This window comes from Micromonospora sp. DSM 45708, assembly GCF_039566955.1.
Lineage (GTDB): Bacteria > Actinomycetota > Actinomycetes > Mycobacteriales > Micromonosporaceae > Micromonospora.
In genome coordinates this window covers 4,523,759-4,550,641 of the sequence record NZ_CP154796.1, presented here as the reverse complement: position 1 = coordinate 4,550,641, position 26,883 = coordinate 4,523,759, and the positions used below count along the sequence as shown (strand labels likewise).

The window sequence follows — 26,883 nt, the reverse complement described above, 5'->3', positions numbered from 1 at the left end:
GTCATGGCATGAAGCGGTACCTGATCTCGTTCGAGGACGGCGCGATGGACCACATCCCCACCGAGGAGATGGCCGAGGTGGACAAGGCCTCGCACGCGGTGATCGAGGATGCCGTGAAGGCCGGTGCGTACGTGTTCGGCATCGGGGTCGAACGCCAGAAGGCGAGCGTCGTGACCGCGGACGGGACGGTCACCGACGGCCCTGACCCGGAGGCCGAGAGGTTCCTCGGCGGGTTCGTGATCGTCGACGCGGAGACCCGCGAGGAGGGGCTGGCGTGGGCGACCCGGATCGCCGACGCCTGCCGATGCCCGCAGGAGGTGCGGGAGATCAGCTACGACCCGGACACGGAGGCGATGCTCCGCCGCCACCAGGACGACTGAGCAGACCCGATCCATCGACCCGGGCCGGTACGCGATCCGCGTACCGGCCCGGGTCGATGGTCTACGCCTTGATCGCGGCGTCCAGTGCCTTGGCCAGTTCGTCGTGCCCGGTCAGGTTGGGGTGCGGGCATCCGCCGATCAACGTCTTCTGGATCTTGTCGGAGGTGAGGGCCGGCGCCGGCTGGAAGCGGACGATCGGGTCGGCGGGCAGGATGCTCGCCCGGATGGCGTTGTTGACGTCCTTCGTCCAGGCCTGGACCTGTGTCTTCCACGCCGGCTGCGTGACGAGGTCCACCTCGACGTCGGGGATGTTCGGCAGTGCGCCCTTGACCGGGTCGGGCAGCTTCGTGTTCTGCACGTACGTCTGGGCGAACGCCCCCAGGGCCACCTTCGCCGGCGTGATGTCGTAGTAGCCCATCCAGACCACCTTGTCCGCCCCGGCGCGGACCATCCGGGTCGTGATCGCGTTGGCGTCCGCGGTGATCTTCGCGTAGTTGGCCGGGCCGTCGAAGGCGGGCACCGTGAACCGGAGCCGGTCGACGGTGACCTCCTTCTCGTTGCCGGCGTTGACGTTCTCCTGGAGCACCACCTGGCACGCCCCGCCCTTGATCACGTCATCCCGGGCGATCTGCTTGCCCGTCGTGTCGTACCAGCGCATCACGGCGTTGAGCGGGAGGTTGTTCCGGATGAAGTACTTGACCATCTCGGTGCGCATCAGCTCGGCCATGCCGCACATCGCGATGCCCTGGGCCACCTGGGTCCAGTTGGTGTTGTTGATCCCGCCGGTGGTGACGAAGTACGCCTTGCGCCGATCCTGCTTGGCCTTGGCCACGGCCGCCTCGGCCAGCGCTGCCGGCGGCGACGTACGGGACCAGACGTTCTCGCAGGCATCCGGGTAGGTGGCCGGCGCGCCGAGGATGTCACCGGTGCCCATCCCGGTACGCGCGAAGTTGTAGTACTCCACCACGTCGCGGTTCAGTTCGGTCACGTACCTGCCCGCGTAGCTCGACGTCATGTCGTTGCCGGGCAGGCCCCGCTGGTCGGCCCTGGTGTTCTGGTTGACGGCGCACTTCCTGGGTTCGTGGTGGTTCTTCACCTGGATGTGCGCCGAGGTGACGGAGTCACCGGTCGCCACCAGCACCACGGGCGCGGCCGGATTCCGGTTCGGTGGGCAGAGCCGGTCCTTCTCCGCTTCGGAGAGGCGGCTGTCGGCCGGCGCGGGGCCGCCGGGCGCCGCGCACCCGCCGGCGGTCGGTGACGGACTGCCCGAGGGCGGCACCGTGGCGCTGGGCGCAGCGGTGCCGGGCGGAGCGGTGGTGGTCGGTGGCGCGGTGGTGCCGGGCGGCACGGTGGCGCTGGGCGGAACCGTGCCGGGTGGCGCGGTGGTGGCCGGTGGTGGCGTGGCGGACGTGGTGGTGCCGGGCGACGTCGGCGGCGTGGACGTCGGGAGGGTGGGGCTCGGCGTGACCGGGCACGGACTCGACGGCACCGAGGCGGACGGGCCGGCCGATCCACTCGGGCTCGGACCCGCGCTGCCGCTGGAGGTCGGGATGCCGGTCGGGGCGGCGGTCGTGGTCGAGGGAGCCGACGGCGTCGTCGTCGTGAGGGTGACCGCGGGTGGCGTCGTCGAGGGCGACCCGGTCGGCCCGCAGCGGGCCTGCCGGTCCTCCTCGATGCCGGTCAGCACGTCGGGTGGCAACGGCTCGTCCGGTGCGACGCACGGATCGAAGAACCAGTCCACCCCCTCGATGTGGCGGATGCAGGTGCGCTCGTCGACGGTGTCGGCCGGTGCGGGGTCCACAGCCGGTTGGGCCAGGGCGGGCAGGAGCCCCGTACCCAGGGTGATCACGACGGTTGCGGCCGGCAGCAGGAGCCTGCGGTGTCTGCGCATCGAACCTCCGATCGGTCCCGGACGCACCGTCCGGGACCACGCCTCTACCCACTTCGATAGATCGAGATTCCTGGATGCGTTGACGGTTGCCGGGAGGGCGGTCAACCGCCCGGGCAGCGGGTGTCGCCACCGCTGTGCTCCACGCAGTGGCCCGGAGGGCCGGGCGTGGTCGGTGCCGGCGCCGGGTCGAGGTCCCGGCCGGCGTGCACGGCGATCGGCAGGGCGGGGACGGTGAGCCCGACGGCCAGCACCAGGAAGGCGATCGCGGTGCGGACCAGGCGCAGGTGGTACGCCACGAGCGCGATGAGAACGGGCCCGGCGACCGCCACCAGCACGAAGGTCAGCAGGGCCAGGGTCGCCCGGCGTCGTAGGTCCGCGACCTCACCCGTGGCGTCGCCGTAGCTGACCGACCACTGTCGCAGGCCGATGCCCACCCACCAGGCGGCCGTCGCGATCAGCCCGCAGGCCCAGAGCGCGACGAGCAGTCCGACGACCGGGCCGCCCCGGCGAGCGGTGGTGGTGGCAGACGTCATGCGCTCCAGCGTGGCCGAGGTCGATGTGGCGGGCATGAGTCGGCGTACTCAGGATGTCGGTCCGACCCGTCCGAAGAGCGCGGTCACGTCCCGGGGCGCCCGCCCGGGCCGGTCGGGTGCTCGGTCTCCTGCACCAGGTAGTGCGGCCGGCGCTTGGTCTCGTAGTAGATCCGGCCGATGTACTCCCCGATCACCCCGAGGAGCATCATCTGGATGCCGCCGAGCCCGATCACGCTGACGATGATGGTGGTGTAGCCGGGGACGTCGATGCCCTTCTCGACGGCGTCCGCGACCACCCAGGCCATGTAGGCGACCGCGATCAGGGTGAGGAACAGGCCGCCGTAGATCGCGAGACGCAGCGGTCGGTTGTTGAACGACAGCAGGCCGTCGAACGCGTAGTTGAAGAGCTTGCCGAACGTCCACCGGCTCCGCCCCGCCTGCCGGATCTCGTTGCGGTGGGCCACCACCGCGGTCCGGAAGCCGATCCAGGAGAACAGGCCCTTGGAGAACCGGTTGTACTCCGGCATGGTCAGGATCGCGTTCACCGCGAGCCGGGACAGCAGGCGGAAGTCGCCGGCGCCGTCCAGCAGGCGTACGTCGATCCACCAGTTGATGGCCCGGTAGAACGACCGGGAGGCGAGCGTCCGGACGAAGCGGTCACCACGCCGGTCCCGGCGGGCGATCACCTGGTCGAAGCCCTGACGGTAGAGCGCCACCATCTCGGGCAGCAGTCGCGGCGGGTGTTGCAGGTCAGCGTCCATGATCACGACCGCGTCGCCGGTCGTGCGCCGCAGCCCGGCGAGCATCGCCGCCTCCTTGCCGAAGTTGCGGCTCAGGGACGTGTAGCGGACGTCGGCGTCGGCGGCGGCGAGCCGGCGCAGCGCCGCGAGGGTACCGTCGGTGCTGCCGTCGTCGACGTAGACCACCTCGACGTCCACGTCGGGCAGCTCGGCGAGCGCGGCGCGCACGGTCCCGTGCAACCGCTCCACCGACGCTTCCTCGTTGAAGCAGGGCACCACCACGGACAGCCGCACGTGCGTCACCTCGCCCCGCCCCGCTCAGAGGTGGTAGACAAGCGTGCCATCGAGATCCTCCCGGGTGATGCCGAGCCCGTCGACCGGCCGGGCCTCGATGCCCTCCCACGGTGTGCCGGCGGCGCGGCTCGGCACGGCCACGACCGACCGCACGCCGATTCCGCGCAGGTACGCCACGCTGCCCGGGTCGGGGAACGACGCGATCGCCGCCTTGGTCTGTGCCTGGCTGACCGGCTCGAAGCCGGCCAGCCCGTTCGTCACCCGGGGGAAGCCGTCGGTCGTCCACAGCATGTACGTCAGGTCGCCCACGCCGCCGGCCGGCAGCACCAGGATCGGCTCCGGGGCCGCCCGCAGCGCCGCCGGCGGTCGGGGCACCACCGGGTGGGGCGTGGTGTTGACGCCCTCCACGACGACCAGGGTCAGCGGCACCAGCAGGAGCAGCGGCATGAGCACCCGGGACCGGAGACGGCCCGTGGATCGTCCCGGCGACTCGGCCAGCGCGGTCACCAGCCCGGCGGCCAGCAGCGCCAGCAGCAGGCTGGTCCAGTGCATCATCCGACCCGGGGTCCGCAACGCGTCCCAGCCCGGCAGGTGCGTGGACAGCGTCAGGTAGCCGGGATCGCCGTCCCCGCCGAGCGTGGCGCCCAACCCGAGCAGCACCGTGCCGAGCACGCCCACCCCCAGCGCGACCCGGCGCCGGAGCGGGTACGCGGAGACGATCAGCCCCGCCGCGGCCAGCCCGATCAGCGTCATGCCCGGCAGCAGCGCCATCTCCGGTGGCCAGGAGAGCTGCTCGCGTGCGGCGGCGTGCCGCTCGCCCCACAGCCACGAGTCCGCCGGCGCGGTGAGGAACCCCATCAGCGGCGGGGAGAACATCTTCGTCCAGTCCAACGTGCGTTGGGCCTGCGGGTTGAGGTCGACGACGCGCAGGAAGACCAGGCCGAGCAGCAGCGTCACCGCGCCGAACACGGCGCCACCGGCCAGGTCCGCGAGCAGCAACCGCCGGCCGAACGGTGGGCGTTCCCGCCGGCGCCACCAGGACCAGCCGTAGCAGCCGGCCGCCACCAGCACGGCGGCCAGCAGGAAGTACACCAGCGGCAGGCCGATGCCGAAGCCGAGGCTGACCTGCCAGGCGGCGACGAGCCACCCGGCGAACACTGAGCCGGGCTGCCGTCGCTCCGGCCGGTAGCCGTGGCGCAGCGACCATCCGTGGCCCCGGGCCAGCATCGCCAGGGACAGCGCGATGCCGCCGCTGGACAGGATGTTCAGGTGCCCGGAGTGCGCGAGTCGCCAGGGCCCGAACGCCCAGGCGATCCCGGCGACCGCCCCGCCCCACCGGTTCGCGCCGAGCTGGCGGGCCAGCGCGTACGCCCCGAGGCACGCCAGCGCGTGCAGCAGCACGTAGAGCACGTTGTACCGGATCACGGCCGCCTCGAAGCCGCCGCCGAGCATCCCGACCGGGGCGTATCCGAGCAGCGTGTCGCTGTAGGCGTACGTGTACCGCTCGGGGTAGAACGTGTTCGAGTGCCAGAGGTCGAGCGGGCTGCTCAGCAGCGCGTGCCCCGCCCAGGCCACCTGCCACGCCTGCAACGTCGGGTCGCCGAGGTCACCGGGGATCGTGCTCGCCGGGTGCCGCAGCGTCGGCCAGGTGAGCGCCACCGACACCAGCAGGCTGGCCAGCGCCGCGAGGATCCATTCGGGACGGGCGCGGCGCCATCGGGGCCGGCTCGGCGGCGGGTCGGCTGGGGGCTGTTCGGGGGGCACGCTCTCGGTGCTGTCCCGAGCGTCGGTGGACGGGGCTTCCATGGGATAGATGGTCTGCGATGTGCTGCCCGTTGTCGATCAGCTGTCCGGAGGGTGGACCATCGACGCTTGATTGAATAGGGATCTGTCAATAGATTGGGGGCGGGCGCCGCCGAGGTCCTCCGACCGGGCCGTCGGCGGCTGACAGCTCCACCCCGAGCCGGGCACGTCGGTCGTACGCGCCGACCGGTCGCCGTGGCGCACCGCCGCGCCACATCCAGGGCACGTTGCCGCGCCGCGTCCGTCCGGGACGCGCGCCGCCGCGTCGCCTCCGCCCAGCTCGATGGCAGAAGGACCCTCCATGACGATTCTCCGCGCCCGCCCCGCCCCGATCCTGGCGACCGTCGCCGCGCTGGCCGCCGTGGCCGCGACCGGGACGGCTCTGCTCGCCGGTCCGGCCGCAGCCGCCCAGGGCTGCCGGGTCGACTACACGCCCAACCAGTGGTCCGGCGGGTTTACCGCCAACATCAAGGTTTCCCCCGGCGACACCGCCGTCTCCGGCTGGACGGTCACCTGGACGTACCCCGGCGACCAGCGCGTCACGAACGGCTGGAACGCCACGGTCACCCAGTCCGGATCGACGGTGACCGCCCGCAACGTGTCGTACAACGGCAGCATCCCGGCCGGCGGCTCCACCGAGTTCGGCGTGCAGGGCACGTTCTCCGCCGGCGGCGGCGCGCCGACCGGGTTCAGCCTGAACGGTGTGCCGTGCAACGGCGCCGGGCCGACCGGCGCGCCCACCACGACGGTGCCGACCACCGCGCCGCCCACCACCGCGCCGCCCACCACCGCGCCGCCCACCACCGCGCCGCCCACGTCCGCGCCGCCCACCACCGCGCCGCCGCCGACCACCGCGCCGCCGCCGGTCGGGTGCGCCGGCGCGGCGCTCTGCGACGGCTTCGAGAACCAGACCGGCTCGACGCCGTCCGGCGACTGGACCGTGGTGAACCCGGACTGCGCCGGCGCCGGCACGGCCACCGTCGACACGACCACCGCGCACAGCGGCAGCCGGGCGGTCCGGATCAACGGCGCCGCCGGCTACTGCAACCACGTGTTCATCCGGTCCACGAAGAACCTCGGCAGCCTCGGCAGCGTCCGGTACGGCCGGATCTGGGTGCGGCACACCACCGCCCAGCCCACCGACCACACCACGATGATGGCGATGACCGACGCCGCCGACGGCAACAAGGACCTGCGGATGGGCGGCCAGAACGGCGCCATGCAGTGGAACCGCGCCTCGGACGACGCCACGCTGCCCGAACAGAGCCCGGCCGGGGTGGCGCAGAGCCTGCCGCTGCCCACCAACCGGTGGGCCTGCCTGGAGTTCATGGTGGACGGCTCCGCCGGTCAACTCCGTACCTGGCTGGACGGCGCCGCCGTGCCCGGGCTGACCGCGGACGGCGTCCCGACGCACGACATCGACGGCCAGTGGTACAACCGCACCTGGCGGCCCCAGCTCACCGACCTGAAGCTGGGCTGGGAGAGCTACGGCGGCGGATCCGACACGCTCTGGTACGACGACGTCGCGGTCGGGTCCAGCCGGATCGGCTGCTGACCCGCCGGGATCGTGGACGTGTCCAGGGTGTGGTCCGGCCGGGCGACCACACCCTGGACCGTCCGGCCCTGCTCAGGGGACCGGGCGGGCCGGCGGAGCGTCCGACGGTCGGCAGGGCTAGCGGGCGGGCCCCGCCGGGCCGCCGTCGACGTCGGCGCGGCTGCCGCCGAACCACCGGGCCAGCGCCCCGTCGAGCGTCCGCTGGTCGTCGCCGACCCACGCCACGTGCCCGTCCGGCCGGAGCAGGAGAGCCGGCACGTCCAGGTCGGCGTCGGGGTCGGTGACGTGACCGACCCGGTCGGCCCAGCCGGCCACGGACAGCCGTCCGGTCCGGTCGAGCAGCAGCCCCTGGCCGGTACGCATCACCTCGAACAGACGCCCGGTCCGGAGCCGGACGTCGCGCAGCCGCCGCCCGAGCAGGTCGTGGCCCGGGCCGAAGTCGTACCGGACGCTGATCGCGGTGATCTTCTCGATCAGGAGCCGGTTCACCTCGTCGACGTCCATCAACTGCGCCACCAACCGCCGGACCGCCTGCGGCCCGGGTTCGGTGCTCGTCAGGTGCATCTGCGCGCGGGTGTTGTCCAGCACGTCGGCGGCCACCGGATGCCGTTCGGCCTGGTAGCTGTCGAGCAGGTCGTCCGGCGCCCGGCCGGTGACGGCCGCCGCCAGCTTCCAGCCCAGGTTGAACGCGTCCTGGAGGCCGAGATTGAGCCCCTGCCCGCCCATCGGCGGGTGGACGTGCGCGGCGTCCCCGGCCAGGAACACCCGCCCGACCCGGTAGCGTTCGGCCTGGCGGGTCGCGTCACCGAAGCGCGACAGCCAACGGGGGGAGTGCACGCCGAAGTCGGTGCCGGCGTACCGGCGCAGCTGCTGCCGGAACTCCTCGATCGTCGGCGGCGTCGCCCGGTCCTCGGCCACGCCCGCCGCCGGCACCACCACCCGGAACACGCCCGGTCGGCCGGACGGCCCCAGCCCGAACCGTTTCTCCGTCCGGCGCACCTCGGTCATCACCTCGACGATGTGCTCCGGGGACGCGGTCACCTCCATCTCGCCCAGCAACGTGTCGACAGTCGACGGCTCACCGGGGAACCCGACCCCGAGCAGCTTCCGGACCGTGCTGCGCCCGCCGTCGCAGCCGACGACGTAGCGCGCCCGCAACGGCGTCGCCGACGCGCCGTCGAGGCCGACGGTCACGCCGTCGTCGTCCTGGTCCAGCGCGACCACGGCGTCGCCGCGCCGGATCTCGGCGCCGACCTCGGCCGCGTGCTCGGCGAGCAGCCGGTCGGTGAGCGTCTGCGGAATGCCGAGCACATATCCGTGCGCGGTGTCCAACCCGGCGGGCGCGGGCTTCTCGATTCCCGCGAAGAATCCCCGGATCTCGCCGGGACGGATCGGATACGTCTTGCCGTGGTCGAGGAAACGCTCCAGCAGACCCCGTTGGTCCAGCACCTCGACACTGCGGACGTGCAGCCCGAGTGACCGCACGAACGGCGGCGGCGCGGCCTCCTTCTCCAGCACGAGCACGTTCACGCCGTACAGGCGCAGCTCACCCGCCAGCATCATGCCGGTCGGGCCGCCGCCGACAATGATCACATCGAACATGCAATTCCCCCATGGTGGGCCGATTCCCGCGTTCGGCGGACGATTGTGCGCCACGGGCGGGGTCTTGCCGCAAGCCCGGGGGTGCGGTATACGTTAATAGTGGCAAGGAGTTCTGCTCCTTGCCCTTTGTTTTTCGACCGGTTCGCAACGGGTCAGTCGTCGACGAGCGTGGCGAAGGATTCACCGCGGCGGAGCCGCTCGGCGAGGTCGGGCACGGCCGCCCGCCCGCCGTGTGCCGCCACCCACCGGTGGACCCGGCAGGCGGCCCTGGCGTACACCTGCTCGTCCGCGCCGGCAGCGCGCAGCCAGGCGTCCAGCGTCCCCGGCAGTGGTCCCGGCGCGGCGTCCCGGCAGCGGTCCGGGGCGGTCGGCGGCGCGAGGTACCGCCGGTCGTCGGAAACCAGCACGGCGAGCCCCTCGTCGAACCACTGCGGAACCTCGTCGCGCCGGGAACCGAGGCGCGCGTGGAACTCCACGTGCGAGAGTTCGTGCGCGGCGATCACCGGCGAGATGCCCCGGGGCGAGAGCATCAGCGCCCGGTTGCGGATCGCGATCCCGCGCTCGCCGCCGCCACCGATCCGCCGGTAACAGTCGGACGTGAGGCAGGCGAGCACGGTCGGGTCACTCTCGCGCCCCTGGTAGAAGTCGTCGACCCGCTGGTTCGCGTCGCGGTACACCTCGATCAGCCGCTGCCGGTCGGCGTCCGACAGGTCGGGTTCGGCGTAGAGGCCGTGCCGCACCGGCACCAGCCCGTAGCAGCGGGGGCAGGTGGTGGCGGCGGCCGACGGGTACGCCAGGACCAGCGCGGCCGTCGCGGTCACCGTCAGGACGACCACGCCGGCCACCACCCGGCGCCAGCGCCGCCACCGGCCCGGTCGAGCGGACATGCGAACTCCTCGCCCGGCCGGCTCAGCCGATCTGGCTGCTGTCCTTGAGCGCGCCCCACCCGTGCCAGCGGTCGATCTCGATCGACGCGCTGACCCGGCGGCGTTCCCGTCGCGGGTACGGCTGTCCCGTGTAGTGCCGGGCGAGCCGGTCGATGTCCGCCAGGTCCGTGTCGTCCCGCAGCTCCACGACGTGGCCGATGATGCTGACGTGGGTGTACCAGCCCTGTTCGTCCAGCACGGTGAGGGTGACCCGGGGGTCGTTGCGCAGGTGGCCCAACCGGCGGCGCCCCTCGTCCATGTTCACCAGGATCCGGCCGTCGTCCCACAGGTACCAGGTGGCCGCGGACACCGGCTGCCCGTCGGGGCGCAGCGTGGCGATCACGGCGGGGTTCGGCTTGCGCAGCATGGCGACGGCGGGCTCGGGCAGCGGCGGCTTCGACATGGCTCTCCTCTTCGCGACGGCGCTGTCCCCGCACTGTACGTACCGGCGGTGTCCCGTGCAGGGGAACCGCGGGGCCCGGAGCCGGACGGCTCCGGGCCCCGGGTCCGCGTCGTCAGGAACCGGTGCAGCTGACGTTGCCGGGCGCGGTGGCGCCGTTGCCGGTGGCGGTGAACCCGAAGGTGGTCGAGGCGTTCACGCCCAACGTGCCGTTGTAGGGGGCGTTCTGGACCGACACGGTGCCGGTGGTGCCGGTGTTGACGCCGCCCCAGAGGCTGCTGATGGCCTGACCGGAGGCCAGGGTCAGCCGTACCGTCCAGCCGTTGATCGTGGCGGTGGTGTTGTTGGCCACGGTGACCTCACCCTGGAAACCGCCCGGCCAGGTGTTGACGGTGCGGTAGCTGGCCGCGCAGCCGGTCGGCGGGGGAGTCGTCGGCGGTGTCGTCGTGGGCGGGGTCGTGGTGGGCGGCGTGCTCGTGGGCGGCGTGCTGGTCGGCGGGGCCGTGGTCGGCGGGGTGGTCGACTCGAACTGGCTGAAGAACCGCCAGATCTCCCCCGAGGTCCAGGTCCGGGAGTCGTTCGGGCTGCCCGATCCGTCCACCGGGCTCGGCGTGTGGTCGCCGTCGAAGGCGGCCCACTGCACCGGGTATCCGGCCCGGCAGCCCGCGTAGGCGGTGGTGATGTGGGTGAAGCTGTTCAGGGCCGGCTCACGGGGGCTCTGCGCGGTGCAGCCGTTGTTCCGGACGAACGTGTCGCGCAGCGACCGGCCCATGGAGATGTTCAGCACGCTGTCGTGGGTGCCGTGGATGCCGAAGTAGGCGACGGGCTGGGTGCCGCCGTTGCAGCCGCTGAGGTTGGCGCCGGACAGCACCGTCACCGCGCGGATGACGGTGGGCCGGGCGCACGCCACCGCGTAGCTCATGGCGCCGCCGTAGCTCCAGCCGAGCGCGAACCGCTGGGTGGTGTCGACGCAGAGGTCGTTCTCGACCTGCCGGGAGATGTCGTCGAAGAGCGTCAGGTCCCGGCCGTTGGTGTTGGCCCAGCCGTTGTCGATGCCCTGCGGCGCGACGAAGATCGTGCTGTTGTTCGACAGCGGCAGGAGCCCGTAGTAGCCGGCCGAGGCGACGTTGTTCGCGGAGCCGTTCAGCCAGTGGAAGCCGAAGACGAGCCGGTACGGGTGGTTGCGGTCGTACCCGTCCGGGATGCGCAGGATGTAGCTGCGGTTCTGTCCGCTGCTGGAGATGGTGCGGGTCCCGTTGGTGAGCGTGGGGGCCTTGCCGCAGCCGGCGGTCGCCGCGAGCGTGCCGTTCGTCGCGGCCTGCGCCGCGGGGCCGAGGCCGCCGCTCAGCACGCCGCCCGCGGCTGCCGCGAGGAACACGGCCGCCGCGGCGAGGGATGGGAGAAGCGGGGTACGTTTCACGATTGCTTGCCTCCGTGCCGTCGATGTGGTGCCGGTGGGGTGCGCGTGGGTGCCCGGCGACCGCGACGTGCCGCCGGGGCGGAAGCCGTGCCGGGGTCGCCTGCGAGGTGGCGTGGGGGAGCGGTGCGGCCGGGCCGGAACGGCGTCCGGGCAGCGCCCTCCGGTCGGCTGGCGTCGGCGGAGCGGCCCGGACCGGTCACCGGCCGGTCGGGCGGCGGGAAGGGCCTGTGCGGCGCCGTGCCGGTCGACCGGTCGTGGGAGCGTGCCCTGCGCTCCCGTGCCGAAAGATAGCAGGTTATCGATAACATCTTCAACCGGAAGCATTGCGGTAAACGCACCGATGCCGCCTCTCGGTGTATGGCCGAGATCCGTCGGCGTTCGGCCAGATGCACAGCTCAGGGTCATGTGGACTGATCAAAAACCCCGTCCGGCCGCCCGAAAGTTTTGGCGCGGCGGTCGGCTCGCCCCGATAGTGAACGATCACCACGCGGCGGTCGGCCGTCGAGCGCGGCGGACCTCTGGTCCGTCCGGAGCGCAGGCTAGGGTGCGAGGCGTGCACATCCGTTTCGACGTACCGGCCGATCCCGCCTACCCGGGCCGGGTGGCCGCCGCGCTCAGCGGGGTCCGGCTGCGCCCGTTCGGCCGCCTCGGCGCGGCGCTGGCGGCGGTCGGGGTGGTCGGCCTGGTCGCCTCGGGGGCGTTCGGGTGGGGCGATCGGGTCGCGCCGCTGTGGACGTCGATGCTCGTGGCCGGCCTGCTGTCGATGCTCTACTCGCCGTGGGTCCGGTGGCGCGCCCGCCGCCGCTCCGGTGACTACGCCGTCGAGGGCGGCTACGACATCACCGACGACAACATCATGATGCGCAGCGGCTCGGAGTCCGGCGGCATCGCGTGGGACGGGGTCACCCGGGTCACGGACAGCCCGGAGTTCTGGATCGTGTACGTGGGCCGGATGCCGGCCACCGTGATCCCGCGCCGGTTGATGGCCGCCGGGGACGACGAGACGCTGCGCGCGTTCCTGGCCGGACGCGGCCTGCTCCGGTCCCGGTGACCTCGTCGGTGGCCGTCCCTAGACTGCGGCCGTGAGATACCAGGAATTCGAGGCGGCCGTCCGCGGGTTGGTCGCCGGTGCCCGCGACGAGGCGCTCCGCGCCTTCGGCGCCGAGACGGTGGCCCGGGTCGTCCGGGACGAGGAACTGCCCGGGATCGCCGCCGCGGGCGAGCTCGACGACGACGCGTCGGCGGCGTTCACCGTCGCCCGGGCGAACGCCTCGACGGCCGGCGCGGCCGAGCTGCGCGCGCTGCTCACGCGCATCGACGACGGCGTCCTCAGCGACGGGGACATGGATCCGGAACTCCTCATCGCCGTCTCGGCGCTCGAACACTGGACGACCTATCTGGAGACGGGCCGGCGCGACGAGATCCACGAGCTTGCCGTCCGCGCGGTCGAGCAGGTCGACTACCGGGTCCCGGCCGACCTCGACGACTTCCTGGCCACCCCCGAGATGTCCGCCGAGTACGCGCGGATCGAGCGGCTGCTCACCGCGTGACGGCCGGGCCCGGGCCGGCCCGCCGACGCGCCCGCCGGGCCGGACGCGGTCGGCGCGTGATCCGGTCGCGACGTCGAAGGACGGCCGTGGCGCTGCACTAGGGTGTGCGCATGACGGCTCGCCTGGACGGGTTCGCCTTTCCGCCCCGCCGCCCGGCGGAGCGGTTGGGGGTGGCGGTGGTGAGTGAGCTGGTCGAGCTGATCGTCACCGGCCAGCTCGGCGCGGGACAGCTCCTCCCGCCGGAGGGGCCGCTCAGCGAGCACTTCGGCGTGAGCCGGACGGTGATCCGGGAGTCGGTGAAGCGGCTCGAGGAGAAGGGCCTGGTGGTGGTCTCGCAGGGCCGGGGCACCCAGGTGGCCCGGGTCGGCTCGTGGAACATGCTGGACCCGGTCGTGCTCTCCGCGCTCATCGACAACGACGAGTCGCTCGGCGTCCTGGACGAGCTGACCGTCGTGCGCGGCAGCCTGGAGGCGGCCATGGCGGGCACGCTGGCGAGCCGGCGTACGCCGGAGGAACTGGCCCGCGTCGAGCACGCGGTCGCCGTGATGCGCGAGATCCGGCACGAGACCGACTCGTTCCGGCAGGCGGACGTGGTCTTCCACTTCACCGTCATGGAGCTGTCCGGGAACCGCCTGGCGGAGAACATCTGCAAGCGCCTCTACCGGCGCGCGATGGAGAGCAGCCGGTACCACGGAATGGCGTACGAGAGCGCGTTCGAGTCGACGCTCGACGAGCACGCGCGGGTGGTCGACGCCATCGCCCGCCAGGACGTGGCCGCCGCCGAACGCGCCATGCGGGACCACATCGTCACCTCGTGGCAGCGGCGCCGGTTGGCCGGGCCGGGCGGCGGCGAGGGACGGTAGCTGCGGGGTCGGGGACCAGCCGCAGGCCGGCGCGCCCCCCCCCCGCCGAGGTGGACGCCCGGGTGGCCGCGATGCGCTGCTCGTCGACCTGGATGCCCAGGCCCGGCCGGTCGCCGAGGACGATGCCGCCGTCCGCGATCTCCTGGTCGACCGCCAGCCCGATCGGCCAGGTGAAGTCCTGGACCTCGCACGCCAGGTGGTTGGGCACCGCTGCGGCGGCGGCCGCGAGCGGGTTGGCGTGGTAGGCCACCGGGCTCACCGGCAGGTCCCGCCCGTGCGCGACCGCGGCGGTCCGCAGGAAGTGGGTGATGCCCCAGACGCTGCCCACCTGGACGACGTCGACGGCGTCCGCGTCCAGCAGGGGTCGGAACTGCTCCAGGCCGGTGAGGTTCTCGCCGGTGGCGACCGCCGCCCGGACGCCGTGGCGCACCGACGCGAGGCCGGCCGCGTCCCACCGGCGCACCGGCTCCTCGACCCAGGTCAGGTCGACGGTACGCTCCAGCGCGGTGACGAACCGGACGGCCTGGGCGCGGTTCCACGCCTCGTTGGCGTCGAGCATCAGCGCCGGGCGGGGGGAGTTGCGGCCGAGGATCTCCCGGACCGCCTCCAGCCGGCGTCGGTCCCGTTCGACGTCGTGGCCGCCCTTGAGCTTGGCGGCGTCGAAGCCCCGTTCGGCGAAGCGCTCGTACAGCCGCGCGAGCGCGTCGTCGTCGAGCGCGATGTCGAGCCCGGAGGCGTAGCCGGGGACGAACCGGTCGGCGGCGCCGACGGTACGCCAGAGCGGTTCGTCCGCCGCCTTCGCCTTCAGGTCCCACAACGCCATGTCGAGCGCGCCGACGGTGCCGAACGTCGCACCCGCGTGACCGGTCTTGAACACCTGGTTCAGCATCCGGTCGTAGAGCGCCGGAGCGGCGCGGGGATCGGCGCCGTCGACCGCGCGGAAGACCCGCTCGACGTCCCCGTGCGGGCCGAGACCGACGCCTTCCAGACCGACGTCGGTCTCCAGGATCAGCACGGGCACGTCGGTACGCGTCTCCGGCATCACCCCGTTGGCGTCGCCGATCAGCCGTCCCCAGTCGTGCGCGGTGGTGAGGCTGCGGTAGCCGGTGACCTTCACGCTCGTCTCCTCGCCGCCGCCCCGGTCAGCCCCGCAGGCTCCACTGCTGGTTGGCCCCGCCGTTGCAGGCCCACAGGATCAGCTTGGTGCCGTTGGCGGTGCCGGCGGCGTTGGCGTCCAGGCAGAGCCCGGACTGCTGGCCGGTGATGGTGCCGTTGGCGTTGACGGTCCACTGCTGGTTGGGCTGGCCGTTGCAGTCCCAGATGATCACGGCGGTGCCGTTGCTGGTGCCCTGGCCGTTGGCGTCCAGGCACTTGCTGCCGTACACCTGGAGCTGTCGGCCGGCGGTGACGGTCCAACGTTGGCCGGTCGCGCTGCCGCAGTCCCAGAGCTGGACCTGGGTGCCGTTCTGCGTGGACGAGTTGGGCACGTCCACGCAGCGACCGGACTGCCCGCCGACGATCTGCTGGGCGCTGCCGGTCGGCGGCGGCGTGGTCGGGCCGCCGGAGCCCTGCGGGCCGGCGGCGTTCATCACGGTCTGCGCGCCGGCCGGCCAGTTGCCGTTGCTCACCGTCGTGTTGCCGGAGACCACGTTGCCCCGGTCGCCGTTGGTGACGTTGGTGCTGTTGTTCGTCGACCAGTTGTTGGTGAGCGTCCAGTTGCCCATGTTCTCGCCGCCCCAGTAGTTGGCGGTGGCCCAGGTGCCGGTGTTCGAGAAGACGTTGTTGGTGACGGTGTAGTACTTGGAGCCCTCGTCGAAGTAGACGCCGAAGTAGCCGTTGGTCCGCAGGCAGTAGTTCTCGCTGATCAGCGCGTTCGGGTCCCAGCCCAGGGTGTAGATGCACCCGCCGTCGTTCATCTGCTGCATCACGTCGTGCACGTAGTTGCCGATCACGCGGTTGTTCGACGCGGTGGTCGGGGTGCTGTAGCGCGGCTGGTAGTTGTACAGGCCACGACGGGCGTACTCGTTGTTGCCGCCGGCGTCGTTGGCGCCCCACCCGTACCCGATCGTCAGGCCGGAGTACGGCAGGTTGTAGATCTCGTTGTGGCTGATCGTGGCGTTGGTGACGTACGTGGGCAGCACCGAGCTGATGCCGCGGTAGTCCAGGCCGAGGTCGTGGATGCGGTTGTTGCTCACGGTGATGTCCCGGTTGGTCATCCGGGAGTCGCTCGGGTGGTGCGCGTCGGCGCGCACGCCGCCGATGACGAAGCCGCCGGCGGCGTTGCGGGCGATCTCGGACCGGGTGACGGTGATGTTGCTGGCGCCCAGCCCGACGCCGGTGGTGTGCGCGTTGGCGTCGTTGCCGATGCCCACGGCGGTCTGGCCCAGGTTGACGAACTGGGAGTCGCTGAACGTGATGGTGTTGGCGGCCGAGATCTGCACCGCGGCGGGCATCTGGGACCAGTTCGGCCGGGCCGCCTCGAACTGCTGGCAGCCGGAGGTGCAGGAGCCGAACCCGGGCCACGACCAGGTGCCGGCGATGTACGAGCCGGTCTGCTGGTCGACCCAGCCCTGGTTGCTGCTGGGGCCCAGCCAACTGGTGCCGGTGAAGGTGAGGCCGGAGAACGCGATGTGGTGCGCCGGGCTGGCGTAGCTGCCGCCCACGGTGACCAGCGACTGCGTGACCGGGAACTCGACGTCCACGGTGGACATGTTCTGCCCGGAGCGCGGGATGTAGTAGAGCGTGCCGGTGCCGGTGTCGACGTACCACTCGCCGGGGGAGTCGAGGAACTCGTACGCGTTCACCAGGTAGAACGGGCCGGCCCGGAACGGGTTCATCAGGGTGTCGTAGCCGAAGTTGTTGTTGTTCCAGGCCGGCTGCGCCATGGTGAGCAGGCCGCCGCTGATGCTCTGCACCGGCGAGTACCGGTCGGTGAACGAGTTGATGCCCTCCACCTCGACCCGGTTGGCGTTGGCCAGGTTGTTCAGGTAGTTCAGGTTGCTGTTGGTGATCCGCAGGCCGGTGGCCGACGCGCTGAAGTCCGACCGGCTGACCGCCGTGCGGGCCCGGGTGGCCAGTTGGCCGTCGACGTAGAGCTGCCGGGTGTTCAGGCCGGCGCCGACGCTCGCCCGCCAGATGTTGCGGCCGGAGTCCGCGACGGACCAGCCGGTCACCTGCTTCGCGCCGCTGATCACCGGGTGCGCCCCGGTGGCGGCCTGCCAGCGCACGGTGTGACCGTTCGTGCCGGAGTCGGCCGCGCCGAACGTCAGCGGCGACGTCACCCGGTAGACGCCGTCGGACAGTTGCACCACGATGTCGTCGGACATGCCGCCGACCAGCGAGCGCACCGTGGCCTGGGCCGTGGACAGCGAACAGGGCTGGGTGGCGGTGCAGCCGCTGCCGGTGCCGCCGGGGGACGCGTAGACGGTGGTGGCGGCGGCCGAGGCGGACGGGGCGAAGGCCGCGACGGCGACGCCGGCGACCGCCGTGGCCAGCGCGAGGCCGGTCACGGCCGACCGTCGCAGGGCGGATGCGTTCACGGAACCTCCAGCGGCGCATTGATCACTATAGGTATGACGTCTCATGTTAAGCGCGGGTATCGAACCGGTCAATATCGAAGCAAGTCTATGACGTACGGAAGTGCGCGTTGACACTCGTCACCGGCCCGACCTAGGGTCGTCCCACCAGGTGAACCGATTCGACGACCGTTGCCGGGAGCGGGATGAACATCGGTGAGATCGCCCGGCGGGCCGGGGTGTCCCGCAGCACGGTGTCGTACGTGTTGAGCGGCAAGCGGCCGGTCTCGGCGGCCACCCGGCAGCGGATCCAGGCCGTCATCGACGAGCTGGACTACCGCCCCAACGCCAGCGCGCGCGCCCTCAAGGAGGGCCGGACCCGCACCCTCGGCCTGGTCATCCCGCCCGCGAGCCGACGCCTCACCGACATGCAGCTCGGCTTCGTCGCCAGCGTGGTCGAGGCCGCCGCGCGGGCCGACCTCGACGTGCTGCTGTCGCCGTCCGGCGGTGACCACGACCGGTCGTTCGAACGGATCGTGACCGGCCGCCGCGTCGACGGGGTCGTGCTGATGGAGATCCGGCTCACCGACGAGCGGGTGACCCGGCTGGAGCAGACCGGCCTGCCGTTCGTGACCATCGGCCGCACCGCCCAACCGGCCGGGACGAGCTGGGTGGACGTGGACTACGGCGGCCTCATCGCCAGTTGCGTGCACCACCTGGCGGACCTGGGGCACCGGCACGTCGCCCTGGTGAACCGCTCGGCGGAACTCGTCGCCGCCGGCTACGGCCCCGGCTGCCGGGCGCTGACCGGCTTCGCCGCGGCGGTCGCGGAACGCGGCCTGACCGGCGTCGACGTCTGCTGCGGCGACGACGTCGCCGCCGGTGAGGCGTGCGTCGAGGAGCTGCTGGCCACCCGTCCCGAGGTCACGGCCGTGGCCACCGTCAACGAGGCGGCCCTGCCCGGCATGCAACGGGCGCTGGAGTCCGCCGGGCTCGTGGTGCCGCGCGACTTCTCCCTCACCGGGGTCGCCGCGCGACACTGGGCGGAGAACCTCCGTCCGCCGCTGACCGCGGCGGACGTGCCGATCGTCGACATGGGCGCCGAGGCGGTGTCGCTCCTGCTGGAGCGGATCGCCACGCCCGGCACCGCACCGCGGCACCGGCTCTACCGCCCGCCGATCTCGCTGCGCGCCAGCACCGGCCCGGCGCCGGCGCACCGGGCCGCGCCCTGACCGCACCGGCCGCGCCCTCGCCGCACGCCGGGGCGTCCGCTCACCCCCGCCGTCGGCGGTCGTCGCCGGCGAGCAGCAGGTAACCGCTCGCGGTCCAGGTGTACGCCCGGTCCCGCAGGCCCGCGCCGGTCTTGGCGTCGAAGTTCTCGGCGAAGCCGGATCGTTCGCACAGGAGCCGGAACCGTCGGCTGACCTCGTCGGCGAGCGCGAGGTGCCCGGCCCGGCGCAGGCCGTCCTCGATCAGGACGGTGGCCGGGGCCCAGATCGGCCCGCGCCAGTAGCCGTCGGCCACGTGGTGCGGGGAGTCGAGTGGCTCGGTGGCCAGCCCGTGCTCGGTGAGGTGGGCCTCGATCCGGCGGGCGAGGGTGGCGGCGACGCCGGCCGGGAGCGTCTCGCCGAGCACGATCGGCATGAGGTCCAGCAGGCTGGTGCTGGACCTGGTCCGCCCGGTACGCGCGCTGCGCGCGGTGAACCGCTCACCGGTCCACAGCTCGCTCAGCAGCGCGTCGCGGACCTCACCGGCGATGTCGGCCCACCGCGTCGCCTCCGCCGGGCGGTCCAGCTCGGCGGCCAGCTCCGCGAGGCACTCCACCTGCGTCACCAGGAGGGCGGCGAGGTCCGGCGCCTCGACGACCCGGTCGTCGTCGAAGGTCGTGGCGTTGTCCCAGCCGCTGTCGTTGCCGTGCTGGTAGTGCGGCAACCGCCGGCCGGGCGCCCGCCGGTGGTCCAGCCAGAACGTGGTCCACCGGGTCAACCGCTCGTAGACCTCGACCAGCTCCGCGCGCGGCACCACCCGACCGGACCGCCGCCGCAGCTGCCGCCACGCCCAGCCGTGGACCGGCGGCTTGACGAAGTTGTGCAGGATCTCCGAGTGGGTCACCGAGTCGGGCAGCGCGCCGCTCTCGTCCAGGTGGTCGAACGGCAGGTGGAACTGGTGCCGGGCGAGTTCGGTCCGCCCGGCCGCCAGCGCGAGCGCGTTGAAGCAGTGGTCCCAGCTCCACACCTTGTTCATCCAGTGCTTCGACATCAGCGTCGCGGGCCGGGTGACGAAGCCGGACGGCGCCACCGTGGCCGACCACAGCACGTACCCGGCCAGCTCGGCGGCCGGGGTCGCCGGGCCGCGCCACGGCGCGACCGCCGCCACGAACGCGGTGAAGTCCGCGTGGGCGGCGGCGACCAGGTCGTCGAAGCCGGCGTCGGCCGCGTACGGTCGGCGGGCCGTGGCGTACTCCTCGATCGCCACCTCCCAGGGCCGGTCGGCCGGCAGGACCAGGCCGCGGGCCGCGGTGCCGAGCGCCTGCGTACCGACCGCCTCGGCGGTGCCGGTGAGCACGGTGACCCGGTACCGGCGGCCGGTCTCGTACGAGGTGAACACGAACGCGGAGTCCACCGGGTCGTCGTAGAGGTACGTCCCGCTGAACGGCGTGAGGGTGGCGGCGGCGGCGCTGATCCGCAGCCCGGCCCCGCGGCCACGGAGCCGGAGCGTGTCCGGGCCCGCGTAGGTCAACTCGACCCGGCCGTCGCGGTCGTGCCAGCTCAGCAGCGCCGGTCGGGCCGTCACCGTGGCGTCGGCCGGCGCGGTGAACCGGAGCACCGGGTGCATGCCGTTGCGGTGCGAGACCAGGTGCAGGTCGTCGGCGTAGGTGTTCTCGGCGACCACGGGGGAGACGCTGAGCCAGGACCCGCGGTGGCTGAACGGGATCTCCCGGACGGCGAACGTCGGGCCGGAGGGGGCGACGGTCATCTGGAGTGGCTGCCTTTCTGTGGTGCGGACGGCTCGCTCAGTCCTTGACCGCGCCGGCTGTCACGCCCGCGGCGACGTACCGCTGGGCCACGATCAGCAGGACGGTGGCGGGGACGGAGGCGATCACGGCGGTCGCCATGATGGCGTTCCACTGCTGGTTGTTGTTGCCGATGTAGCGGTAGATGCCCAGCGTGACCGGCCGGGCGGCGCCGCCGGCGTCCAGCGTGGACGCGAACAGGAAGTCCGACCAGGCCCAGAGGAAGGCGAACAGCGACACGGTGATGATCGAGCTGCGGCTCAGCGGCAGCACCACCGACCGGAACGTCCGCCACCGGCTCGCGCCGTCCACCACGGCGGCCTGGAGCACCTCGCCCGGGATGCCGGACATGAACACCGTGAAGATCAGCACCGCGAACGGCACGGCGATGGTGGAGTCGGCCAGCACCAGGCCGGCCGCCGAGTTGAGCACGCCGAGCCGGAGATAGATGGCGTAGAACCCCATCGCCATGATGATGCCGGGGATCATCTGCGCGATCAGCAGCACGAAACGGAGCATGCCGCCGCCGACCGGGCGCAACGTGGCCAGGGCGTACCCGGCGGGCGCGGCGAGGGCCACGGTCAGCGCCACGGTGCCGAGCCCGACGAGCAGGCTGGTCCCGAGGTACGGCACCTGGTCCCGCAGCACCACCTGGTAGCCCTCGACGGTGCCGTGGGTGGGGAACAGGTGCGGTGGATCGGCCCGCAGGTCGGTGTCCCGGGTGAAGGACACGTTCACCATCCAGTAGACGGGGAACAGCATCAGCGCGGTGAAGACCACGCCCAGGGCGGTGCGCCACCAGCCGCCTCGGGCACGTCCGCCGGTCACCACCGCTGCCGCCGCTGGGCCCGGACGTATCCCAACCCGAAGCCGAGGGCGACGACGATCAGCAGGTTGCCGACCGCCGCGCCCGGCCCGAACTCGGGCAGCAGGCTGCCGAAGCCGAGCCGGTACGACCAGGTGGCGAACGTCGTGGACGAGTCGGTCGGGCCACCCCGCGTCATGATCCAGATGATGTCGAAGACCTTCAGCGTGTAGATCAGCCCGAGCAGCAGGGTGATCGCGGACACCGGTCGCAGCAGCGGGAACGTGATCCGCCAGAAGCGTTGCGGCCCGCTCGCCCCGTCCAGCGCCGCCGCCTCGTACACGTCGGCCGGGATCGCCTGGAGGCCGCTGTAGAGGACCACCAGGTTGAACGGGACGCCGATCCAGATGTTCGCGATGATCACCGAGGCCAGCGACCACCGTGGCGACGTCAGCCAGTTGACCGGGGCGAGGCCCAGGGCGCCGAGCGCGGCGTTGACCACGCCGGCGTCGCTGTTGAGCATCCACGACCAGGTGGAGGCCGAGACGATCAGCGGCAGCAGCCAGGGGACGAGGAACAGCGCCCGCAGCGTCGCCGACAGCGGGAAGTGCCGGCGGAAGAAGACCGCGAGCGCCAGCCCGATGGCGAACTGGAACAGCAGCGACACCGCCGTGAACACCGCCGTGTGGGTGAGCGCCGGCCCGAACGTCGGGTGGGTCACCACCTCGCGGTAGTTGTCCAGCCCGGCGAACGGGGCGTCGCCGGAGACGAACGAGCGGACCGTGTAGTGCCGCAGGCTCAGCTCGATGTTGCGGTAGAGCGGGTAGGCGTAGAAGGCCAGCAGGTAGACCGTGACCGGGGCCAGGAACGCCCACGCCGTCCACCAGTCGGTGCGGTTCCGGCTCACGGAGCTACCTGGCGCCGACCGCGCCCTGGGCGGCGGAGAGCGCCGCCTGCGGCGTCTTCGACCCGCTGAGCGCGCCCTGCACGGCGGTCCAGAGCTGCTCGGAGATCTTCGGGTACCTCGTGCCCAGGTTGTCGCCGGTGCGGCCCTTGGCGGCGTTCACCGCGTCGACCCACACCGTCAGCGCCGGATCGGCCGCGACCTGCCTGCGCTGCACGGCCGCCACCGGCGCGACGTACGACAGCGTGGTGTCGGTGGTCAGCAGGTTGTCCGGGCTGGTCAGGCACGTCACCAGTTGGCGCGAGACGTCGTAGCGGCCGGTGTCGCGCTGCACCGGGATGGAGACGAACTCTCCGCCGGTCGGGGCCGGCGCGGTGCCGCCGGCGCTGGCCGGCACCGGGATGATCCCGTACGCGAAGCCGAGTTTCTCGGCGTTGGCGCGCTGCCAGGTGCCGTTCTCGGCGAACGCGAAGTCGCCGCCGGCGAACTCCTGCCAACTGGTGGTCTGGGTGTTGTTGATGACGGAGTTCGGCGCGTACCCCCGGGTCAGCCAGTCCTTCCACAGCGTCAGCGCGGACACCGCCGGCGGGGAGTCCAGCGCGGTGAGGCGGGCACCGGAGCCCCAGAACCAGGGCAGGAACTGGAAGCTGCCCTCCTCGGTGCCGATCGCCGAGAACGTGATGCCCTTCTTGCCGGCGCTCGTGACCTTCGCCAGCGCGGCGGTGAGCGAGGGCCAGTCCTTCACCGACGCGACGTCCACGCCCGCCTTGCCCAGCAGGTCCTTGTTGTACCAGAGCGCGAGCGTGTTGGCCCCGATCGGGACGCCGTAGGTCTTGCCGTCGAGCCGGCCGGCGCCGAGCAGGTTGGGCGCGGACGCGGAGGTGTCCAGCCCGGTCTCGTCCGTCGGGGTCAACGCGCCGGCCTGGGCCAGCGTCGAGATCACCGGGTTGTCGATGATCAGCACGTCGGGCGAGTTGCTCTGCTGCGCGGCGAGCAGCGCCTTGTTGGTCAGGTCGGTGGTGTCGTAGCCGGTGCGGCGTACCGTCACGCCCGCGGCGCTGCCGCAGCTCTGGAGCAGCTTCTCCCAGTCGGACCCGGCGGCGAACTGCGGGTACGGGTCCCAGACGGTGTACGCGGCGCCACCGGCGCCGCCGTCCGGACCGTCCGTCGCGGTGCACCCGGTGGCGGTGCCGGCGAGGGCGAGAGCGGTCAGGGCGGCGCCGGCCACGCGCCGCCGCCACGCGGATGTCGTCATGGTGTGCCCCCTCGGAGAGCGCTGGGCGAATCGGTTCGACCGAAGATAGGCCGCTCCGGTGAGACGGTCAAGATGTTCGATGCCTGCTCGTGAAACATCCTTGTCATGGTCCGGTCGTCGCGTTGACATTTATGGATGTCTACGCCTAAGCTGCGCGGCGAATCGATTCGCTAGGACGTCCTCCGCAGCATCCCCGCCCTGCCGAAGGAGTCACCAGTGAACCTCCCCCATCCCCGGGCGCCACGGATCCGCGGCCTCGCCGCCCGGATCGCGGCCGGCGCCGTCGCCGTCGTCTGCTCGCTCGCGGTCGTCGCGGCCCCGGCCCGGGCCGCCGACGAGTCGCTCACCGTCAATTTCTCCACCGCGCTGGGTACGCCGACCTACCGCGGATCGGGCTGGATCTACGGGATGACCGAGAACGGCCAGAACCCGCCGGACAGCTTCTTCCGGGACGTGAAGTTCCGGGCGATGCGCGCCGGTGGCGCCCAGTTGCCGGGCCAGGGCTGGGTCGGCGGCGGCTACGACCGCCGGTGGAACGCCACCGTGGCGCAGGCGCGACGCACCGCGGCGCTGGGCGGCACGTTCGTGCTGCTCGACCACGACCTGTGGGGCGCCGACGGCGCCTCGATCAGCCGCTTCCCCGGTGACAACGGCGACTGGAGCGACTACGACCGCTTCCTGGACCGGCTCTTCTCCGACGTGCGCGCGTCGGGGATCACCGTGCAGTGGGACATCTGGAACGAGCCGAACATCAGCCTGTTCTGGAACCGGCCCCAGTCGCAGTACTTCGAGCTGTGGCGACGCACCTACCAGCGGATCCGGGCGACGTTCCCGGGCATGCTCATCGTCGGACCGAGCTGCGCGTGCGTGCCGTCGACGAGCGGCTGGTGGACCCAGTACCTGGACTACGTCAAGGCCAACAACGTGGTGCCGGACATCTTCAGCTGGCACTCCCTGCCGGGGGACCCGGTGGCGAACGTGGCCACCGCCAACCAGACGCTCGACTCCCGGGGCATCGCGCACCCGCGACCGCACCAGATCAACGAGTACGGCGCGTCCAACCAGCAGAACCCGGCCGGCGGCGCGTGGTACCTGGCCCGGCTGGAACGCGCCGGCGCGGACGGGCTGCGGGCCAACTGGGCCGGCGGTCAGAACCTGCACAACGACCTGGCCAGCCTGCTCACCCGCAACTCCAGCGGGCAGTACCAGCCCAGGGGCGAATGGTGGGCCTACCAGTTCTACGGCTCGATGACCGGGCAGATCGCCCCGGTCACGCCGAGCGCCTCCTACGACGCGTTCGCCACCCGCGACGCCGGCTCGGCGAAGATCCTCGTCGGCGGGAACTCGACCACCGGCAACGTCACCCTCAACGTCCAGCGGCTGGACGCCACCAGCGGGATCGTGGTGAACAACCAGGTCCGGGTGGTGGTGCAGAACATCCCGTACAACAACGGCGGCGCGGTGTCCGGCCCGGTCACGGTGCGGGACAGTGTGGTGACGCTGTCGAACAACGGCACCACGGTCACCGTGTCGCACGCGAACATCAACGACACGTCCACCGTCACCCTGCTGCCGCCCGGCGGCGGCGGGCCCACCAACCAGAACGTCCAGATCGTCGGCGGCCAGTCCGGCCGGTGCGTCGACGTGCCGGGCTCCACCACCACCAACGGCAGCCAGGTCCAGCTCTGGGACTGCAACGGCGGCGCCAACCAGCGCTTCAGCTACACGTCGGGCAAGCAGCTGACGGTGTACGGCACCAAGTGCCTGGACGCGTCCGGTCAGGGCACCGCCAACGGCACCGCGGTGGTCATCTGGGACTGCAACGGCCAGGCCAACCAGCAGTGGAACCTCAACGCCGACGGCTCGATCACCGGCGTGCAGTCCGGGTTGTGCCTGGACGCCAGCGCGTTCGGCACCACCAACGGCACCAAGGTCCAGCTCTGGCAGTGCCTCAACGGCGCGAACCAACGCTGGAGCCTCCGAAGCTGAGACGCAAGGCGGGGCCCCTTCTTGACGCCTACGGCATGGGAAGGGGCCCCGCTCAACACGTCAGCGCCAACTCCACTGCTGGTTGGCGCCGCCGTTGCAGGCCCAGAGGATGAGCCGCGTGCCGTTGGCGGTGCCGGCGGCGTTGGCGTCCAGGCAGAGCCCCGACTGCACGCCGGTGACGGTGCCGTTCGCGTTGACGTTCCACTGCTGGTTGGCCTGACCGTTGCAGGTCCACACGATCACCGCGGTGCCGTTGGCGGTGCCGGCGCCGTTCGCGTCCAGGCAGAGGTTGCCGGCCACCTGCAACTGCCGGCCGGACGTGACGGTCCAGAGCTGGCCGGACTGCCCGGCGCAGTCCTGCAACTGCACCTGCGTACCGGAGGTCTGGGCGGGCGCGGTGACGCAGCGGCCCGACTGCCCGCCGACGAGCTGCCGGGCGGACGACGGCGGCGGGGTGGTCGGCGGGTTCGTCGGTGTGGTGCCGTCGAACTGGGTGAAGAACCGCCACACCACCGCCTGGGTCCAGGACCGCTCGCCGGGCGCGAACGGGTCGGCGGTGCCGTCCACGGCGTTGGGGGCGTGCGGCCCGTCGAACGCGGCCCACGCGACCGGGTAGCCGGCCCGGCATCCCGAGTAGTACGTGACGACGTGCGTCAGGCTGCCCTGCGCCGGCTCGGGCGGGTTCTGCGGGGTGCAACCGTTGTTGCGGACGAACTGGTCACGCAGCGAACGCCCCGCCGAGATCGGCAGCGTGCCGTCCCGCAGACCGTGGATCCCCAGGTACGCGATGGGCTGGGTGCCGCCGTTGCATCCGCTGAGGTTCGCGCCCGAGTAGACCGCGACCGCGCGGAACACGTTCGCCCGGGCGCACGCGAGGGCGTAGCTCATACCGCCGCCGTAGCTGAAGCCCATCGCGTACCGCTGGGTGGTGTCGACGCACAGGCCCGCCTCGAACGTGCGGACCATGTCGTCGACGAACGTCAGGTCCTGACCGTTCGGGTTGGCCCAGCCGTTGCCGTTGCCCTGCGGGGCGACGAAGATCGCGCTGTTGTTCGACAGCGCCCGGATCCCGTAGTAGGACCACAGGTAGCCGCTGGTCCCACCGGAGTCGACGTCATTCGCGGTGCCGCCGTTCCAGTGGAAGCCGAAGATCAGCCGGTACGGGCGGTTGTTGTCGTAGTTGTCGGGGATCCGCAGGATGTACGAGCGGTTCTGACCGCCGCTGGAGATCGTGTGCGAGCCGCTGGTCAACGCCGGCGCCTTGCCACAGCCGGCGGTCGTCGCCAACGGGCCGGCGCCGGCGGTACCGGACCCCGCGGCGAGCGCGACGCCGCCCATGGCGAGGACCAGTCCCGCCACCCCCGCGACGACGCCGACGATGAGCCGATGTCTCGGCATGACGTACTCCTTCCTCAAAGAGTGTGAAGCGGGGCCCCCTCCTCTAC

General features: G+C 72.2%; 22 protein-coding genes. 7 read left to right on the top strand and 15 right to left on the bottom strand.

The annotated features are described in order from the left end of the window. The first annotated feature begins 8 nt into the window (after positions 1-8). Entirely contained in the window at positions 9-380 is a 372-nt protein-coding gene (locus tag VKK44_RS19210; protein ID WP_343442508.1) for a YciI family protein, read from the top strand. 61 nt (positions 381-441) lie between these two features. Here the strand turns inward: VKK44_RS19210 and VKK44_RS19205 are convergent, their stop codons facing one another. The 4 genes from VKK44_RS19205 to VKK44_RS19190 all read right to left on the bottom strand — a co-directional run bounded on the left by VKK44_RS19205 (position 442) and on the right by VKK44_RS19190 (position 5,644). After that, entirely contained in the window at positions 442-2,271 is a 1,830-nt protein-coding gene (locus VKK44_RS19205; protein WP_343442506.1) for a hypothetical protein, read from the bottom strand. 101 nt (positions 2,272-2,372) lie between these two features. Next, positions 2,373-2,804, bottom strand: a complete 432-nt coding sequence (locus tag VKK44_RS19200; RefSeq protein ID WP_343442504.1) for a hypothetical protein — start codon at positions 2,802-2,804, stop codon at positions 2,373-2,375. Between the two features lie 83 nt (positions 2,805-2,887). Continuing rightward, positions 2,888-3,847: a glycosyltransferase family 2 protein gene (locus tag VKK44_RS19195; RefSeq protein ID WP_343442503.1), complete on the bottom strand. Its 960-nt coding sequence runs from the start codon at positions 3,845-3,847 to the stop codon at positions 2,888-2,890. 15 nt (positions 3,848-3,862) lie between these two features. Further along, entirely contained in the window at positions 3,863-5,644 is a 1,782-nt protein-coding gene (locus VKK44_RS19190) for a hypothetical protein (protein WP_343442501.1), read from the bottom strand. A gap of 298 nt (positions 5,645-5,942) precedes the next feature. On the opposite strand from VKK44_RS19190, the gene VKK44_RS19185 reads away from it, so the two are divergent. Beyond that, positions 5,943-7,196, top strand: a complete 1,254-nt coding sequence (locus tag VKK44_RS19185) for a cellulose-binding domain-containing protein (RefSeq protein ID WP_343442499.1) — start codon at positions 5,943-5,945, stop codon at positions 7,194-7,196. 117 nt (positions 7,197-7,313) lie between these two features. On the opposite strand, the gene rox is transcribed toward VKK44_RS19185, so the two are convergent. From rox to VKK44_RS19165, 4 genes are all read right to left on the bottom strand, one after another. After that, on the bottom strand, positions 7,314-8,798 hold the full coding sequence (gene rox, locus VKK44_RS19180; RefSeq protein WP_343442498.1) for a rifampin monooxygenase: 1,485 nt from the start codon (positions 8,796-8,798) through the stop codon (positions 7,314-7,316). A gap of 152 nt (positions 8,799-8,950) precedes the next feature. Next, the gene (locus VKK44_RS19175; RefSeq protein WP_343442496.1) at positions 8,951-9,685 is read right to left on the bottom strand and encodes a hypothetical protein; all 735 of its coding nucleotides are present in this window, start codon (positions 9,683-9,685) and stop codon (positions 8,951-8,953) included. A 22-nt stretch (positions 9,686-9,707) separates the two neighbouring features. Further along, positions 9,708-10,127 (bottom strand): PPOX class F420-dependent oxidoreductase, encoded by a 420-nt coding sequence (locus VKK44_RS19170; protein WP_343442495.1) that lies wholly within the window; start codon positions 10,125-10,127, stop codon positions 9,708-9,710. Positions 10,128-10,239: 112 nt separating this feature from the next. Continuing rightward, the gene (locus tag VKK44_RS19165; RefSeq protein WP_343447818.1) at positions 10,240-11,547 is read right to left on the bottom strand and encodes a CE1 family esterase; all 1,308 of its coding nucleotides are present in this window, start codon (positions 11,545-11,547) and stop codon (positions 10,240-10,242) included. A gap of 550 nt (positions 11,548-12,097) precedes the next feature. Here VKK44_RS19165 and VKK44_RS19160 point away from each other — a divergent pair. The 3 genes from VKK44_RS19160 to VKK44_RS19150 all read left to right on the top strand — a co-directional run bounded on the left by VKK44_RS19160 (position 12,098) and on the right by VKK44_RS19150 (position 13,957). After that, positions 12,098-12,595, top strand: coding sequence for a YcxB family protein (locus VKK44_RS19160; protein ID WP_343442494.1), 498 nt, complete (start codon positions 12,098-12,100; stop codon positions 12,593-12,595). A gap of 31 nt (positions 12,596-12,626) precedes the next feature. Continuing rightward, positions 12,627-13,094 (top strand): hypothetical protein, encoded by a 468-nt coding sequence (locus tag VKK44_RS19155; RefSeq protein WP_343442493.1) that lies wholly within the window; start codon positions 12,627-12,629, stop codon positions 13,092-13,094. 110 nt (positions 13,095-13,204) lie between these two features. Beyond that, positions 13,205-13,957 (top strand): FadR/GntR family transcriptional regulator, encoded by a 753-nt coding sequence (locus VKK44_RS19150; protein ID WP_343442492.1) that lies wholly within the window; start codon positions 13,205-13,207, stop codon positions 13,955-13,957. On the opposite strand, the gene VKK44_RS19145 is transcribed toward VKK44_RS19150, so the two are convergent. Both VKK44_RS19145 and VKK44_RS19140 read right to left on the bottom strand, forming a co-directional pair. Further along, on the bottom strand, positions 13,902-15,074 hold the full coding sequence (locus tag VKK44_RS19145; protein WP_343442491.1) for a mandelate racemase/muconate lactonizing enzyme family protein: 1,173 nt from the start codon (positions 15,072-15,074) through the stop codon (positions 13,902-13,904). The genes VKK44_RS19150 and VKK44_RS19145 overlap by 56 nt on opposite strands. Before the next feature lie 25 nt (positions 15,075-15,099). Next, a complete protein-coding gene (locus VKK44_RS19140; protein WP_343442489.1) occupies positions 15,100-17,496 on the bottom strand; it encodes an RICIN domain-containing protein in 2,397 nt (798 codons plus the stop codon). A 182-nt stretch (positions 17,497-17,678) separates the two neighbouring features. On the opposite strand from VKK44_RS19140, the gene VKK44_RS19135 reads away from it, so the two are divergent. Further along, the gene (locus VKK44_RS19135; RefSeq protein WP_343442488.1) at positions 17,679-18,704 is read left to right on the top strand and encodes a LacI family DNA-binding transcriptional regulator; all 1,026 of its coding nucleotides are present in this window, start codon (positions 17,679-17,681) and stop codon (positions 18,702-18,704) included. 40 nt (positions 18,705-18,744) lie between these two features. Here VKK44_RS19135 and VKK44_RS19130 read toward each other — a convergent pair whose 3' ends face one another. The 4 genes from VKK44_RS19130 to VKK44_RS19115 are packed head-to-tail and all read right to left on the bottom strand — an operon-like array spanning position 18,745 to position 23,449. Next, the gene (locus VKK44_RS19130) at positions 18,745-20,448 is read right to left on the bottom strand and encodes an amylo-alpha-1,6-glucosidase (RefSeq protein ID WP_343442486.1); all 1,704 of its coding nucleotides are present in this window, start codon (positions 20,446-20,448) and stop codon (positions 18,745-18,747) included. 37 nt (positions 20,449-20,485) lie between these two features. Further along, on the bottom strand, positions 20,486-21,313 hold the full coding sequence (locus VKK44_RS19125) for a carbohydrate ABC transporter permease (RefSeq protein WP_458351545.1): 828 nt from the start codon (positions 21,311-21,313) through the stop codon (positions 20,486-20,488). Continuing rightward, a complete protein-coding gene (locus VKK44_RS19120) occupies positions 21,310-22,197 on the bottom strand; it encodes a carbohydrate ABC transporter permease (RefSeq protein ID WP_343442485.1) in 888 nt (295 codons plus the stop codon). Before VKK44_RS19120 ends, VKK44_RS19125 begins: the two co-directional genes overlap by 4 nt. A 4-nt stretch (positions 22,198-22,201) precedes the next feature. Continuing rightward, the gene (locus VKK44_RS19115; RefSeq protein WP_343442484.1) at positions 22,202-23,449 is read right to left on the bottom strand and encodes a sugar ABC transporter substrate-binding protein; all 1,248 of its coding nucleotides are present in this window, start codon (positions 23,447-23,449) and stop codon (positions 22,202-22,204) included. Positions 23,450-23,665: 216 nt separating this feature from the next. Here VKK44_RS19115 and VKK44_RS19110 point away from each other — a divergent pair, with 216 nt between their 5' ends. Further along, on the top strand, positions 23,666-25,438 hold the full coding sequence (locus tag VKK44_RS19110; RefSeq protein ID WP_343442483.1) for a ricin-type beta-trefoil lectin domain protein: 1,773 nt from the start codon (positions 23,666-23,668) through the stop codon (positions 25,436-25,438). A 60-nt stretch (positions 25,439-25,498) separates the two neighbouring features. On the opposite strand, the gene VKK44_RS19105 is transcribed toward VKK44_RS19110, so the two are convergent. Continuing rightward, on the bottom strand, positions 25,499-26,836 hold the full coding sequence (locus tag VKK44_RS19105; RefSeq protein ID WP_343442482.1) for a ricin-type beta-trefoil lectin domain protein: 1,338 nt from the start codon (positions 26,834-26,836) through the stop codon (positions 25,499-25,501). Between the last annotated feature and the right edge of the window lie 47 nt (positions 26,837-26,883).